13 protein-coding genes and 1 rRNA gene are annotated in these 16,343 nt (G+C 34.6%); 2 read left to right on the top strand and 12 right to left on the bottom strand.

The annotated features are described in order from the left end of the window. Position 1 precedes the first annotated feature (1 nt). The 9 genes from cysS to MHZ36_RS07800 all read right to left on the bottom strand — a co-directional run bounded on the left by cysS (position 2) and on the right by MHZ36_RS07800 (position 11,722). Positions 2-1,402, bottom strand: a complete 1,401-nt coding sequence (cysS, locus tag MHZ36_RS07840) for a cysteine--tRNA ligase (RefSeq protein ID WP_239230941.1) — start codon at positions 1,400-1,402, stop codon at positions 2-4. Further along, positions 1,386-2,027, bottom strand: coding sequence for a serine O-acetyltransferase (gene cysE, locus MHZ36_RS07835; RefSeq protein WP_343237211.1), 642 nt, complete (start codon positions 2,025-2,027; stop codon positions 1,386-1,388). The genes cysS and cysE overlap by 17 nt, the downstream gene beginning before the upstream one ends. A 351-nt stretch (positions 2,028-2,378) precedes the next feature. After that, positions 2,379-3,833: a glutamate--tRNA ligase gene (gene gltX / locus MHZ36_RS07830; RefSeq protein ID WP_239230940.1), complete on the bottom strand. Its 1,455-nt coding sequence runs from the start codon at positions 3,831-3,833 to the stop codon at positions 2,379-2,381. Positions 3,834-4,264: 431 nt separating this feature from the next. Continuing rightward, positions 4,265-5,323 (bottom strand): PIN/TRAM domain-containing protein, encoded by a 1,059-nt coding sequence (locus tag MHZ36_RS07825; RefSeq protein ID WP_239230939.1) that lies wholly within the window; start codon positions 5,321-5,323, stop codon positions 4,265-4,267. Positions 5,324-5,389: 66 nt separating this feature from the next. Next, on the bottom strand, positions 5,390-6,760 hold the full coding sequence (gene radA / locus MHZ36_RS07820) for a DNA repair protein RadA (RefSeq protein ID WP_239230938.1): 1,371 nt from the start codon (positions 6,758-6,760) through the stop codon (positions 5,390-5,392). A 448-nt stretch (positions 6,761-7,208) separates the two neighbouring features. After that, positions 7,209-9,671 (bottom strand): ATP-dependent Clp protease ATP-binding subunit, encoded by a 2,463-nt coding sequence (locus MHZ36_RS07815; protein WP_239230937.1) that lies wholly within the window; start codon positions 9,669-9,671, stop codon positions 7,209-7,211. Between the two features lie 13 nt (positions 9,672-9,684). Then, positions 9,685-10,695: a protein arginine kinase gene (locus MHZ36_RS07810; RefSeq protein ID WP_239230936.1), complete on the bottom strand. Its 1,011-nt coding sequence runs from the start codon at positions 10,693-10,695 to the stop codon at positions 9,685-9,687. Next, positions 10,688-11,239, bottom strand: a complete 552-nt coding sequence (locus tag MHZ36_RS07805) for a UvrB/UvrC motif-containing protein (protein ID WP_239230935.1) — start codon at positions 11,237-11,239, stop codon at positions 10,688-10,690. The genes MHZ36_RS07810 and MHZ36_RS07805 overlap by 8 nt, the downstream gene beginning before the upstream one ends. A 21-nt stretch (positions 11,240-11,260) precedes the next feature. Beyond that, positions 11,261-11,722, bottom strand: a complete 462-nt coding sequence (locus MHZ36_RS07800; protein WP_042737947.1) for a CtsR family transcriptional regulator — start codon at positions 11,720-11,722, stop codon at positions 11,261-11,263. A gap of 156 nt (positions 11,723-11,878) precedes the next feature. On the opposite strand from MHZ36_RS07800, the gene MHZ36_RS07795 reads away from it, so the two are divergent. Continuing rightward, positions 11,879-13,093, top strand: a complete 1,215-nt coding sequence (locus MHZ36_RS07795) for a NupC/NupG family nucleoside CNT transporter (RefSeq protein WP_239230934.1) — start codon at positions 11,879-11,881, stop codon at positions 13,091-13,093. Positions 13,094-13,136: 43 nt separating this feature from the next. Here the strand turns inward: MHZ36_RS07795 and pdxT are convergent, their stop codons facing one another. Both pdxT and pdxS read right to left on the bottom strand, forming a co-directional pair. Further along, positions 13,137-13,712, bottom strand: coding sequence for a pyridoxal 5'-phosphate synthase glutaminase subunit PdxT (pdxT, locus tag MHZ36_RS07790; protein ID WP_239230933.1), 576 nt, complete (start codon positions 13,710-13,712; stop codon positions 13,137-13,139). Between the two features lies 1 nt (position 13,713). Further along, complete coding sequence (gene pdxS / locus MHZ36_RS07785; protein ID WP_239230932.1) at positions 13,714-14,601, bottom strand: pyridoxal 5'-phosphate synthase lyase subunit PdxS; 888 nt, start codon at positions 14,599-14,601, stop codon at positions 13,714-13,716. 98 nt (positions 14,602-14,699) lie between these two features. On the opposite strand from pdxS, the gene pdxR reads away from it, so the two are divergent. Beyond that, positions 14,700-16,088 (top strand): MocR-like pyridoxine biosynthesis transcription factor PdxR, encoded by a 1,389-nt coding sequence (pdxR, locus tag MHZ36_RS07780; protein WP_239230931.1) that lies wholly within the window; start codon positions 14,700-14,702, stop codon positions 16,086-16,088. Positions 16,089-16,224: 136 nt separating this feature from the next. On the opposite strand, the gene rrf is transcribed toward pdxR, so the two are convergent. Further along, positions 16,225-16,339 (bottom strand): 5S ribosomal RNA (gene rrf, locus MHZ36_RS07775). Positions 16,340-16,343 lie beyond the last annotated feature (4 nt).

Genomic DNA, 16,343 nt, shown 5'->3' with positions numbered 1-16,343 from the left:
ATTAGCCTCGCTTAAATCTCACACCTTGTGCCGTGTCTTCTAAAATAATATTTTGCGCTTTTAACTCATCACGAATCTCATCTGCACGTGTAAAATCTTTATTTTTTCTTGCATTATTTCTTTCTTCAATCAATGCTTCGATGTCTGCATCTAATAACACATCTGCTTCTTTACCTTTTAATGGCACGCCTAGTACATCACTGAAAATTTGATATACCGCTTTAAAACGTTCTATTACTGCAACTGATGTTGTGTTTTCCAAAACGTATTTATTAGCTAACTTCGCAAGATCATACCACGCAGTAATTGCATTTGCAGTATTAAAATCATCATTCATGACTGTTTCAAATTGCACGAGCACTTTGTCTATGGCCTCAATATAATCCGTTTGTTCTTTAACATCTGTTGCTATAGCTTCTCTTTCTATAATCGCTTCATAGCTATTTCTGATACGTTCTAAACCACTTTTAGCCGCTTCTACAAGCTCCATATTATAATTAATAGGACTTCTGTAATGTACGCTAATCATAAAGAAACGTAATACATCAGGGTCAATTTGTTTGATGATATCATGTACTAACACAAAGTTACCTAATGATTTACTCATTTTTTCATTGTCAATATTAATAAAGCCATTGTGCATCCAATATGTTGCAAATGGTTCATGGTTATGTGCTTCAGATTGTGCAATTTCATTTTCATGGTGTGGGAATTGTAAATCACTACCCCCAGCGTGAATATCAATCGTTGCACCTAGCTCATGATAAGCCATAACTGAACACTCGATATGCCAACCTGGTCTTCCTTCACCAAATGGACTATCCCAACTAATTTCACCAGCTTTAGCTTTTTTCCATAGTGTGAAGTCTAATGCATCTTCTTTCTGTTCACCTTGCTCAATGCGCGCACCAACTTTTAGATCATTTAGTGATTGATGACTTAATTTGCCATACCCTTCAAACTTTCTAGTTCTAAAGTAAACGTCGCCTCCGCTTTCATAAGCATAACCTTCATCTACTAAATCTTTAATAAATTGAATAATATCGTCCATATGATTCATAACACGTGGATTAGAAGTTGCCTTCTTCACATTTAATGCACCAACATCTTCATGGAATGCTTTGATATAACGATCAGCAATATCTGGAACAGGTTCGTTCAATTCTTTTGAACGCTTAATTAATTTATCATCAACATCCGTGAAGTTTGAAACATAAACGACTTCATAACCTTGATATTCGAAGTATCTTCTTACTACATCATAATTTATAGCCGGTCTAGCATTTCCAATGTGTATATAATTATATACAGTAGGTCCACAAACATACATTTTAACCTTACCTGGTTCAATAGGCTCGAACGTCTCTTTTTGACGTGTTAGCGTATTATATAATGTAATCATCTTGTATCTCTCCATTTCTCGTTTTCTCAAGTTGTTTCTCTAACTCTTTTAATTGCTCATAAATTGGATCTGGTAAATTTCTATGATCGAACGTTTTACCGATGCGTCTACCGTCTTGTTTTACAATATGCCCCGGTATACCTACTACAGTTGAGTAACTTGGCACCGACTCTAACACAACCGAATTCGCTCCAATATTCACATCTGATTCAATTTTAATATTTCCTAATACCTTTGCACCAGCAGCGATTAAAACATTATCTCCAATATCTGGGTGGCGCTTACCTTTCTCTTTACCCGTACCTCCTAATGTCACACCTTGATAAATCGTAACATTATCTCCAATACGGCAAGTCTCCCCTATCACTACACCCATACCATGGTCAATAAATAGCCTTCTGCCAATTTGAGCACCAGGATGAATTTCAATACCTGTAAAAAATCTCGTCACTTGAGAGATTAATCTTGCTATAACATATTTTTTCTTTTTATATAACTCATGTGCGATTAAATGACTCCAAACTGCATGTATACCCGCATAAGAAGTAATGACTTCTAATGTACTACGTGCTGCCGGATCTTGTTCAAACACCATATTCACATCATCTTTTACTCTTTTTAAAATCTTAAACAAGATTGCTACCTCCCTACCAAAAAAAGCACCCCTAACTCAACTGTTAGAGGCGCTTTTGCACGGTTCCACTCTCATTTTCTATAAGATAACGCCTTAAATCATTTATCAAACTCAATAAAATAAGACAACTTATATTCTCATCAATGCTAATTCAATTCTTAACCTAAAGGTGCATTCAATAAATACAATGATGCGCTCACAGCACCGCACACTCTCTTTACATTGTTCAATATCTACTAATCCTTTTGGTAATTCATTTTAATAATATGCCGTTTGATGTAATTTTTCAAGTATAATATTCACATTATTCACTATCAAACTACAGCTTTAGTACAGTTACATTTAGACGTATTGTTTCAATCTTGATAACACTTTATCTTTTCCTAATACTTCAATAGTATTCGGAAGTTCTGGACCATGCATTTGACCAGTCACTGCCACACGAATTGGCATAAATAATTGTTTACCTTTAATGCCTGTTTCTTTTTGAACAGCTTTAATTGTTTGTTTGATTTCCGCAGCTTCAAATGGTTCTAAAGCTTCTAATTTACTATATAAATGTGACATCAATTCAGGTACTTGTTCGCCGTTGATAATTTCCTGCTCATCATCACCTAATATTTCTTCGTCACGGAAAAACAGCTCAGATAGTGGTACAATTTCACCAGCATAACTCATTTCTTTTTGATATAGTTCAACAAGTTTACGGCCCCAAATCAAGTCTTCTTCACTTGGATTTTCAGGTAGTAATTCTGCTTTAATTAAATGAGGTAAAGCTAACTCAAATACTGTATCTGTATCTTTTTGTTTCATATATTGGTTGTTTACCCATGCCAATTTTTGTTTATCGAAAAATGCTGGAGATTTTGATAAACGTTTTTCATCGAAAATTTTGATAAATTCTTCAGGTGAGTAAATTTCATCTTCACCTTCAGGAGACCAACCTAATAATGTTATAAAGTTAAACAATGCTTCTGGTAAATAACCAAGGTCACGATATTGCTCGATAAATTGTAGAATTTGTCCATCGCGCTTACTTAATTTCTTACGTTCTTCATTAACGATTAGTGACATATGAGCAAAACGTGGTACTTCCCAACCGAATGTTTCATATATCATTATTTGCTTAGGTGTATTAGAAATATGGTCATCACCACGAATTACATCAGAAATTTCCATAAAATGGTCATCAACCGCAACGGCGAAGTTATATGTTGGTACACCATCCTTCTTAACGATTACCCAATCCCCAATATTGTTTGAATCAAATGAAATTTCGCCTTTCACCATGTCATCAAAAGAGAATGTTGTATCTTGAGGTACACGGAAACGAATCGATGGTTTACGCCCTTCTGCTTCAAATCGTTGACGTTCCTCTTCTGTTAAGTGAGCATGTTTACCACCATAACGAGGCATTTCACCACGTTCAATTTGTTGTTGACGTTCTGCTTCTAATTCTTCTTCCGTCATATAACATTTATATGCTTTATCTTCATCTAACAGTTGTTGAATAAGTGGATTGTAAATTTCAGCACGCTCAGACTGACGATAAGGTCCATAACCTTTATCTTTGTCTATAGATTCATCCCATTCAATACCTAACCATTTTAAATTTTCAAATTGAGATGATTCACCATCAGTAAGGTTACGCTTACTATCTGTATCTTCAATTCGAATTACAAAATCTCCGTCATAATGTTTTGCAAATAGATAGTTAAATAATGCAGTTCTTGCATTACCAATATGCAAATAACCTGTTGGACTTGGTGCATATCTGACTCTTACACGATCACTCATTATGTTCACTCCTGTTTAATAATTTAGTATTTGGTTAAAAACCGCTTGTATCCTAGTATTTGTTATGAACACACAATAAAAAGAGTTAAACGCAAAAGAAGCATTTTGAAATTTCAAAACTTCCACAAAACGTTCAACCATTATCAATTTGTTTATTCATTCGCTTAATTATCATAGCATGATGAAATTCAAAGTGCCACTACACAATAAGCTCATGGTCCATATCACGTTAAATAAACACTACATAATATAACAATACAATTTCGCTATCTATTGTAGCACTTTCACACGTATTATGGTATCTCTCTGCTTAAATTCAATATATAAATACACTTTTGCTTTGGTTATAAAAAGTTTATAACCAAAGCAAAAGGTTTTATGTGAAATTGTAACATTCAATGCTACATTTTCACATAAAACCTTTATTTAAATTAATTTACTTTTTTAGCAAATATAATTCTTCCAGATGATGTCTGTAACAAGCTAATGACTTCTATCTCTACATGTTCCCCTACGTATTTTTTCGCATTATCAACAACTACCATCGTACCATCATCTAAATACCCTACAGCTTGACCAGCTTCTTTACCCATCTTAGTCAATAAGAGACTAAACTGATCACCTTGATGTACAGAAGGCTTAATTGCTTCAGATAAGTCATTTACATTTAAAGCTTGAATCCCATGTACATGACACACTTTATTTAAATTGAAATCAGTAGTTATGATATGTGCTCTATAATGTTGTGCTAATTTAATTAGCATTGCATCGATATCACTGTGAGACTTAGTTGGATGAATAATTCTCGTCGGATACTTTGTATCATATAAACTATTCAGAATATCTAATCCACGTTGTCCCTTTTCTCTTTTCACACTATCATTTGCATCTGCTATCACTTGTAATTCGTTGATTACTCCTTGTGGAATTAATATTTCTCCATCAATAAATCCACATTCAATAATATCTAGAATACGACCATCAATAATTGCACTTGTATCAATTACTTTTGGCACGGCATTCCGGGCATTAATCGACATGGATCTCGCCATGTTTTCCGGTAAAAACAACAACATTTCATCGCGCTTTCTAAGTCCAAATTGAAATCCTAAATATCCTAGGATAATCGTTACTATGACTGGTACAAAGTGATTTAATACTGTATTACCAATAATTTGGAATATAAATGAAATCATTACAGAAATTAATAAACCAATAATCAATCCGATTGTTGCAAACAGTATTTCAATTGCACTTCTTCGCATAATCGCTTGCTCGAGTTCTTTTAGTGCTAACGTTGCTTTACCGATAAACCATCCGAATATTAAAAAGAAAATAACAATACCTAACAAACCATTAAAATAGTTGTTAGAGAGTAGTGTGATGTCACTCAAGCCTGCATCTACAATGATTTCAGGTATGAGATACACGCCTAAACTTGCACCGAGTATAATGTAGCACAAGAAAATAATGAGTCTTAACACATTCAAGTTTAACTCTCCTCTCTTAAGAAAAGCATACAGATTCCGACTAGGTTATCTGTATGTTTTACAAATTTACTGTTTATTTATGGCATACTTTAAAGCTTCGTGTACACTTTTAACACCAATTACTTTTATACCTTCTGGAAATTGCCAACCACCTATGTTTGTTTCTGGAATTACCACTCTTTTAAACCCTAATTTAGCGGCTTCTTGAACACGTTGCTCTATACGTGATACACGTCTTACTTCACCAGTTAAACCTACTTCACCAATAAAACAATCCAAACCGTCTACAGCTAAATCTTTAAAACTTGAAGCTGTAGCAACTATGATACCCAAATCAACTGCAGGTTCTGTTAAGCGTACACCACCTGCCACTTTAATATACGCATCTTGCTGCTGTAATAGATAATTTTCTTTCTTTTCTAAAACAGCCATCAATAAACTAAGTCTATTGTGATCAATACCCGTTGCCATCCGTCTCGGATTATTAAAAGTTGTTGGTGTTACTAACGCTTGCACCTCAATTAACAATGGTCGTGTCCCCTCCATTGTAGATACAATTGTTGAACCTGGCACATTGGCAGACCTTTCTTCAAGAAACATTTCTGAAGGATTTTTAACTCCCTTTAATCCACTCTGTTTCATTTCAAAGATACCCATTTCATTTGTAGAACCAAATCTATTTTTTACTGCTCGTAAAATACGATATGCATGGTGTTCGTCACCCTCAAAATAAAGTACAGTATCTACCATATGTTCTAACAAGCGTGGACCTGCAATCTGACCTTCTTTAGTCACATGGCCTACAATAAATGTCGCAATATTCATCTGCTTTGCGATATTCATTAAGCTTTGTGTACTCTCTCTAACTTGAGAGACTGAACCGGGAGCTGAATTAATTTCCGGATGAAAAATTGTCTGTATCGAATCTACGACAAGTAAATCCGGTTTAAGTTGTTTTACAGTCTCATGTATAATTTCCAAATCAGTTTCAGCAAATACATTTAACTGACTAGAATCCTCTTCCAATCTTTCAGCTCTCAATTTCGTTTGATTTAAAGATTCTTCACCGGTAATATACAACACGTTATAATTTTGAGATAATGCCGCACAAACTTGGAGCAACAATGTCGATTTTCCTATACCAGGATCTCCTCCAATTAACATCAAGGAACCGTTAACAATACCACCGCCAAGCACTCTATTAAACTCAGTTGATTTGCTAATAATTCTTGGTGTATTCTCATGTTGAATATCGTTTAACTTTTGTACTTTAGCAACACTATCCCTGCTACGCACGCCATGTTTTGGGCTCGCTGCTTTTTGTTCAACAACTTCTTCCATTTGATTCCAACCACCACAATTCGGACATTTCCCCATCCACTTTGGTGATTGGTAACCACATGCCATACATTCAAAAATTACTTTCTTTTTGGCCAAATTTGCACCTCCAACTTTCTATGAACAAATCTATTTTAAACTTCTCTTTGTCTAAAGACAAACTTTATTCACACATAACTGATTATTTTAACAATTAACATTATATCGATAGAAAACTTAATTCTTATATTTTTTCTCAGGAAAAGTTATTTTAATAAGTTACCATGTATCACATATATGTGCCAACTAAATATAATACCATCGTATGAAATATTTTAATTTCAGAAAGCTAGTGCAAATACATTTTATAAAGCTAACACTTTATTATATCAGCATTTCATCAACTATTACGCTCATTTTAAAATTCACAATTTTGTGCATTTTCTATCTAGTTTTCAAAATACATGTACTTTGAAATAACAAAAGTGACCAGTCAATTTCTTTATAAATTGACTAGCCACTTCCTATTTAGCTACAAACCATATATACACTTTTCAGTGAAAATCATTTACGATTCTGTTGTTTCTTTATCTTGCTCTGATTGTACTCTTTCAGTTATATCATATTTGTACTCTTTACCATCATGATCAATATTTACGTTTTTACCTTCGATTTGGTTACCATCTAAGATAAGTTCACTTAAATTATCTTCAACAGTCTTTTGAATTGCACGAATCAGTGGTCTTGCACCATATTCTGGGTCATAACCTTCTTCAGCAATTTTTTCTTTAGCCGCTTCAGTAACATGAATATTGATATCTTGTTCTGACAAACGATTTGTAAGTTTATTAACCATCATTGTAACAATTTCTTTTAATTCATCTTTAGACAGTTTGTGGAATACAATAATATCATCGACACGGTTTAAGAATTCTGGACGGAAAGCATTTTTCAATTCTTTCATCATCGTCTTACGAATTGTCTCGTAGTCTTCACCTTCAGATGCACCACCAAAACCAGCAAAGCGTTGGTCTTGCAGTTCTTGAGCACCCACGTTAGATGTCATAATAATTACCGTATTACGGAAATCTACTCGACGTCCTTTTGTATCTGTTAAATGTCCATCATCTAATACTTGTAATAAGATATTGAACACATCTGGATGTGCTTTTTCAATTTCATCAAATAAGATAACAGAATATGGTTTACGTCTTACTTTTTCTGTTAATTGTCCACCATCATCATGACCAACATAGCCTGGAGGGGCTCCAACTAGACGACTCACTGCGTGTTTTTCCATAAATTCACTCATGTCTACACGTATCATTGCATCATCTTCACCAAACATTGATTCAGCCAAGGCACGAGCAAGTTCTGTCTTACCGACACCAGTAGGTCCTAAGAAGATAAAACTACCAATTGGACGTTTAGGATCTTTTAATCCAGCACGTGCACGTCTAACGGCTTTACTGATAGAATTAACAGCATCTTTTTGACCGATAACTCTTTCATGAAGCGTACCTTCTAAGTTTAATAAGCGATCAGATTCAGTTTCATTAATTTTAGTCAATGGAATACCTGTCCAACCAGCAATTACTTCACCGATATCCTCTTCTGATAACGAAGTATTTTCACCGTTTTGAGTATTTTTCCATTTATTTTTAGCGTCTTCATATTGTTTTTCTAATTTAGTTTGTTTATCGCGAAGATTTGCAGCATTTTCAAATTCTTGAGCATGAACTGCAGCATCTTTTTCATTTTTCACCTGTTCAATTTCTTGTTCGATTTCTTTTAAGTTAGGTGGCGTTGTATGACTCTTAAGTCTTACTTTAGAACTTGCTTCATCAATTAAGTCAATCGCTTTATCTGGTAAGAAACGATCAGATACATAACGGTCACTTAATTTTGCTGCTGAGACAAGCGCTTGATCAGAAATGTTGATACGGTGATGTGCTTCATAACGATCTCTTAAACCTTTTAAGATTTCAATTGTATCTTCTACATTTGGTTCATCAACTTGTACAGGTTGGAAACGACGCTCTAACGCTGCATCTTTTTCAATGTTTTTACGATACTCATCTAAAGTTGTTGCACCAATACATTGTAGTTCTCCACGAGCTAGTGCTGGTTTTAAGATATTAGATGCATCGATTGCACCTTCTGCACCACCTGCACCAACTAATGTGTGTAATTCATCAATGAATAAAATAACATTCCCTGCTTGATGGATTTCTTCCATTACTTTTTTTAAGCGTTCTTCAAATTCACCACGATATTTTGTACCAGCAACTACAGTACCCATATCAAGTGACATTACACGCTTACCCTTTAATGTTTCTGGCACTTCATTATTAACAATGGCTTGTGCAAGACCTTCAGCAATTGCTGTTTTACCTACACCTGGTTCACCAATTAATACAGGATTATTTTTAGTACGGCGACTCAATACTTCAATCACTCTAGTAATTTCTTTATCTCTACCGATAACAGGATCTAATGTACCATCCTTCGCAATAACTGTTAAATCACGTGCAAGACCATCCAGTGTTGGTGTATTATTTGATTTATTTGCTTGCGCATTTTTATTGCTCATTTCAGGGCTGCCTAACGCTTTGACGACTTGTGCACGTGCTTTAGTAATATTTAAATCTAAGTTTGCAAATACACGAGCTGCAACGCCTTCATTTTCTCGGATTAAGCCAAGTAAGATGTGCTCTGTACCGACAAAGTTATGGTGTAGCTTTCTCGCTTCATCCATTGATAATTCAATAACTTTTTTAGCTCTAGGTGTGTAATGTAAAGCACCCATTTGCTCTTGACCTTGACCAATCAATTTTTCAACTTCTTCAACTACTTTTTCTTCAGTAATATCAAATGATTCTAATACTTTTGCAGCAATGCCTTCAGGTTCTTTCATTAAACCTAAAAGTAAGTGCTCTGTTCCTATATTTGAATGATTTAATCGAATTGCTTCCTCTTGTGCATGTGCTAAAACGCGTTGCGCACGCTCTGTCAATCTACCAAATAGCATATAACATGACCTCCTAAACGATATGTTCTCTCAATATATCCGCTCTTTTTTCATTGACGGTTCTCTCATCTTCTTCATCTAATAAGAATGGTGATTGTATTGCAATCATTAACTCATTAAATTTGAAGTCTTTTAATTCAATATAGTCTAAATCAATGCCTAGTTTCACTTCGCTTAATCTTAACGAGGCTTCCTCCATTGATATTAGTCTACTATATTTTAAAATGCCTAACGAACGATAAACTCTATCTAACGTTTCCGTATGATTGTGCTCGTTTAATCGTTCACGAATTTGCATTTCCTCATTAATAATTTGTTGAACAACTTCAGTTAAACTCTCGATAATTGCTTCTTCATTTTTACCTAGCGTTAATTGATTTGAAATTTGGTATATATGACCATAAACTTGAGAGCCTTCCCCATATATACCCCTTATTGTAAAACCAAATCTATTAATTGTTTGTGCTATACGATTCATCCTTTTCATAATTGATAAACCTGGTAAATGTAACATCACACTGGCTCTCATGCCTGTTCCAATATTCGTAGGACATGTGGTAAGGTAACCCAAGTGTTCATCAAAGCTAATATCGACTGCCTTATCAAGTTCATCATCTAAATTCGATGCTTTCTCGAAAAGTGATTTTAATGATAAATCATTACCCATCGCTTGTATACGAATATGATCTTCTTCGTTCACCATTACACTGAGTGATTCATCATCATTTAACAACACTGCTGAAGCAGGTTGCTTTATCAATTCTGGACTTATAAGATGTTTCGCAACAAGTTTATACTTGCTCTGTTGATCCATCGTATCTAAACGTTGAATCGTCAGATCTGGAAGCGCATCTTGTACTTCATTAATTACTCTAAAGCCATCTTGTTCAGTTGGAAACATTAAAGGGTGTACGTGGTTTTCCAAATTTCTTGCCAAGCGAATGCGTGATGACATAACTACCGGACTTTCTTCCTTATCACGCATCCACTCACTCATGTAAGGGCTGATATAATCTTTACTCATCACGATTCACCTCACTGTCTACCTTTAATGCTTTAATCTCATCACGAACAATTGCAGCTTCTTCAAAATTCTGTTCCTCAATCAACTTATTAAGATATTCAGATTTTTCTTCTATTTGTTTCTTTAATGCTAACTTTCTATATGAAGAACGAGGCGTTTTTCCAGTGTGCTCAATTTGACCACCCTGTACACGTCGAACTATATCTACAATGTCATCTTTAAAAGTGGCATAACAATCGGCACACCCGAATTTCCCGACATGTGCAATATCTTTTAGCGTCATACGACAGGTAGGACACCGCTTCGCTTCTTTAAAAGCTATTTCATCAAATTCAATTCCGTGTTTAGCTGCTAAATGTTGTAGTATTTGCTTTACAACAAATGCACCCTCAATATCATCTTGTGATTGAAGTTGCTGATTCTGCGTCCAAGGATTACCACCCTGTGCACATGTTGAACAAACCCATTTTTCATTTACGCCATCCTGTCCTTTAACAGCCAACTTTACTTCCGCTTCATTTAAATGACAATTCTCACATAGCACGACCAAACACCTCACTTAATTTTAATAATAATTAATCACAGGTAATAAACGTTTTAAAATATTTGCTCTGATGATATCTCTTGCTATAACATCCATCTTCAACGTTTCCCTATCAATTACAGCTTGAATCATTTTTGCTTCTCTCTCATTGATGTAGGATTTATCTAATAATCCATCTATAATATAATACGCTTGTTGTTGTGAAATTGAAGGTCCAATAAGTTGAAGTAGATGATTAATATACCCAGTTTCATCTTTATTTTCAATTTTAGTGATTCGGATATATCCACCACCACCTCTTTTACTTTCAATTTCATAACCATGTTCATTTGTAAAACGTGTTTTTATAACATAATTCAATTGCGAAGGCACACAGTCGAAGCGCTGTGCAATATTTGCACGTTGGATTTCCACCACGTCTTCATTCGCGTCTTCAAATAATTTTTTAATGTATTGTTCTATGATGTCAGACATGTTGTGCATGATTATCACCTCTTTTGACCTTCTTTGACTATATTATATGACCAACTTTGACCTTTTTCAACCAATATGTTCAAAATTTTTTTGATTAATGATGTTCAGAGACTGATATTTTATTGTATTATAGGATATAAGAAAAAATAAAAGGGATGAAAAATTATGCACATTATCATAGGATTAATAGGAATCGCAGTATTCTTAGGACTAGCCTTCCTTTTTAGTTCTGACAAAAAGAACATTCGATGGCAATATGTTGGACTGTTACTCGTCATTCAACTTGTTTTCGCGTTTATATTACTTAAAACAAAATTCGGTATTACAGTTATCGGTGGCATATCAGATGGCTTTAACTATTTATTAGCCAAAGCAGCGGAAGGTGTTAACTTTGTCTTCGGCGGATTTGAATTTGTAGATCCTAAGAATCCACCATTCTTCTTAAATGTATTATTACCAATTGTATTTATTTCAGCTTTAATCGGTATTTTACAATATACTAGAATATTACCTTTGATCATTAATGTTTTAGGTTTAGCAATTTCTAAGATTAATGGAATGGGACGCCTTGAATCTTATAACGCTGTAGCCGCAGCAATTTTAGGTCAATCAGAAGTTTTTATCTCATTAAAAAAAGAACTTGCACACATTCCTAGTCAACGTCTATATACTTTGACTGCATCAGCAATGTCTACCGTTTCTGCTTCAATTATCGGTGCGTACTTCACATTAATTGAACCACGTTACGTTGTTACAGCTGTAGTATTAAATTTATTTGGTGGCTTCATTATTGCTTCAGTAATTAACCCTTATAAAGTTGATGCTAAGGAAGATAAATTAATCGTAGAAGAAAGTGAAACTGGGAAACAATCTTTCTTTGAAATGTTAGGTGAATATATCCTTGATGGATTTAAAGTTGCAATTATCGTAGGTGCAATGTTAATTGGTTACATTGCGATTATTGCATTATTAAACGGTGTAGTAAGTGCAATCTTTACAGCAGTAAGTGGTGGCAGTATCACATGGGATTTCCAAACTTTAATTGGATTTGTTTTTGCTCCATTTGCATTCTTAATTGGTGTGCCATGGCACGATGCTGTTCAAGCTGGTTCAATCATGGCAACTAAATTATTGTCAAATGAATTCGTTGCAATGCAAAGTTTGAGCAAGACTAAAGAAATTAGCGACCATGCTAAAGGTGTGATTTCGGTCTTCGTTGTTTCTTTTGCCAACTTCAGTTCAATCGGTATTATTTCTGGCGCTATTAAATCGCTAAATAGTGAAAAAGGTGATGTCGTTGCTCGCTTCGGATTAAAATTACTTTTCGGTGCAACATTAGTATCATTTATTTCTGCTGCAATTGCCGGATTCTTCATTTAATAAATAAAAAAGCAGTTTGGTTTATTAACCAAACTGCTTTTTATTATACTTTTTCAACTGTCGTAGGTGCCACGATATGGTCAATAAAATATTGTGTCACTCTATAATCATCTGTTAATTCAGGATGGAATGAAACACCTAAATAGCGTCCTTCTTGAACTGCCACAATTTTTTCACCTACAACACTTAACACTTTTGTTTCTCCGTGAGCTTCTACAATATGAGGTGCTCTAATAAATACACCTTCAATATCCTTAGCAATACCTTCTACAACTAACTCACTTTCAAAACTATCTACCTGTCTACCAAAAGAATTACGCTCTACCGTAATATCTAATTTACTTAGGTACCCTTCTTCACCTACAATATCTTGTGCCAATACAATCAAACCTGCACATGTACCAAACATAGGTAACTTCGATTGTTGTAGTACTTCTTTGAACCCATATAAATTCATTAGTCGACGCAATGTAGTTGACTCACCACCGGGCAAAATCAATCCATCAATTTCTTCTAATTGATCCACACGCTTTACAGCTACACCTTCATGTCCACTTAGCTCAATATGCCTAATATGCTCTCTCACAGCGCCTTGTAATGCTAGTACGCCTATTTTCATATTACCATCCACGCTCTTGCATACGTTCTTCTAATGATAATTCATTGATGTCTAAACCTTTCATCGCTGTACCTAATTCTTTAGATAAACGACCAATCAATTCATAATCTTGATAATGAGTAGTAGCTTGAACAATTGCTTTAGCAAATTTTTCAGGATCTTCTGATTTAAAAATACCTGATCCAACAAACACACCGTCTGCACCTAATTCCATCATTAAAGCAGCATCTTGTGGTGTTGCAACGCCACCTGCAGCAAAGTTAACTACTGGTAAACGACCATTATCTTTAATTGCTTTTAATACATCATAAGGTGCACCAATATTTTTAGCCTCAGTCATAATTTCATCGTCATTCATTACAGTTAAACGACTTACTTCAGCGTTCACTTGACGCATGTGTCTAACTGCTTCAACGATATTACCAGTACCTGGTTCACCTTTAGTACGTAACATCGCAGAACCTTCACCAATTCTTCTTGCTGCTTCACCTAAGTTACGACAACCACATACAAATGGCACTGTAAATGCATCTTTACGCAAATGATACTCTTCATCTGCTGGTGTTAAAACTTCTGATTCATCTATATAGTCAACGCCCATTGATTCTAATACGCGTGCTTCTGTAATATGACCTATACGTGCTTTTGCCATTACTGGTATTGAGACAGCATTCATAACTTCCTCAACAATTTTAGGATTAGCCATACGTGCTACGCCACCTGCTGCTCTGATATCAGATGGTACACGTTCTAATGCCATTACTGCAACAGCACCTGCTTCTTCAGCAATTTTTGCTTGCTCAGCATTAACAACGTCCATAATAACGCCGCCTTTTTGCATTTCAGCCATTCCTCTTTTTACTCTTTCTGATCCGGTAACTTTAGACATGAATATTTACCCCTTTACTTAGTTGATTAAATTCATTTTAAAAGATAAACTGGTAGTTAAAAAGGTTCAATTTCAAAATATTTTAAGGGGTCAGTTATATGTCTAACCAACATCTTTATCTCAATTTGTACGAAAATTTGAAGCAACAAATTATAGAAGGTCAATATCAATCTGGAGATAAATTTCCATCAAAAAGAGTACTAAGCCAACATTTATCCTTAAGCAATACAACTGTAGAACACGCATACCAATTATTGTTAGATGAAGGTTATATCTATTCAAAACCTCGCTCAGGATATTTTGTTTCAGATATAGAAACATTGCCAATCATTAATCGTAATTCGACACATACGCCTTATTCACATTCACAAGAACCAATATCTAAGGAACAGAATATTCCAGAAAACACTCACTGTGAATTAGCATTTAATTTATCTGAAATAGATGCAGAATATTTTCCTATGCAACAATTCAGAAAATATGCAAGAGATGCATTTGAAGATGACCAATTATTGCTATTACAGCGGGTTAATGCCAAAGGAGAATGGCAATTGCGACAAGAAATCGCTCATTATCTTTTCAATAGCAGAGGTGTTACTTGTCATCCTGAGCAAATTATAATAGGTTCATCAACTGAACAATTAATAAATTTAGTAACCGATATTCTCAAAGAACCACAATTTTTCATAGAAAATCCTAGTTATCCTCCAATAAAAAAAATACTGGATAAAAAACAAATCAAATATAGCCAAATTCCAGTAGAGAAAACTGGTATTGCCTTAGATAAATTTGGTGAATTCAACCATAATATCGCATATGTAACACCTTCACATCAATTCCCTACTGGTTATGTAATGAACTTAAAAAAAAGAACCCAACTCATACAATGGGCACAACAAAGTGAAGATAGATATATCATTGAAGATGATTATGACTCAGAATTTAGATACTTTGGTAAACCAATACCTGCATTACAAAGTTTAGATACAAAGGATAAAGTAATTTATATCAGTACTTTTTCAAAATCACTTTACCCAAGTTGCCGTATGGCATATCTAGTCTTACCTAAAAATTTGAGTTCAAGATACGATAACCTTTCAAACAAAGATGGCAATACGGTCCCAACACATCTACAAAAGATGGTTGCAAATTTTATGGAATCAGGTAGTTTTGAACGTCATTTAAATAAGATGAGGAAGGTATATAAAGAAAAATTAAAATTCATCATAGAAAAATTAAGCCCTTATGAAGATCAATTAGAAGTAAATGGTGCATTAGCTGGCATGCATTTTACATTAACAGTTAAAAATGGTCTCAGTTTAGAAGCGTGTTTAGATAGAGCAAAAAAAAATAAGCTAAAAATTATTCCTTTTAGCCAATACGATCAACAATTAACAGAAGTTAAATTTATATTAGGTTTTGGTGGCATACCTTTTTCTACTTTAAAAAATCATACCAATGCATTAATTAAAACTCTCACATTATAAAGAACTACTTCTCAATTCATTGAGTTTAGTAGTTCTTATGCAAAAGCTTTAGCTTTTGTATTCCTTTTCTTTATGTCAGCTTATTTGAAGTTAAGCTCCTTTTTCTCAAAAAAAAGAGACCTTACGGTCTCAAATTGCCTGGCAACGTCCTACTCTTGCGGAACGTAAGTCCGACTACCATCGGCGCTAAGGAGCTTAACTTCTGTGTTCGGCATGGGAACAGGTGTGACCTCCTTGCCATTGTCACCAGACAAT

It is taken from the genome of Staphylococcus sp. ACRSN (genome assembly GCF_022346615.1).
GTDB lineage: Bacteria > Bacillota > Bacilli > Staphylococcales > Staphylococcaceae > Staphylococcus.
This window is presented reverse-complemented; position numbering and strand designations above follow the sequence as displayed.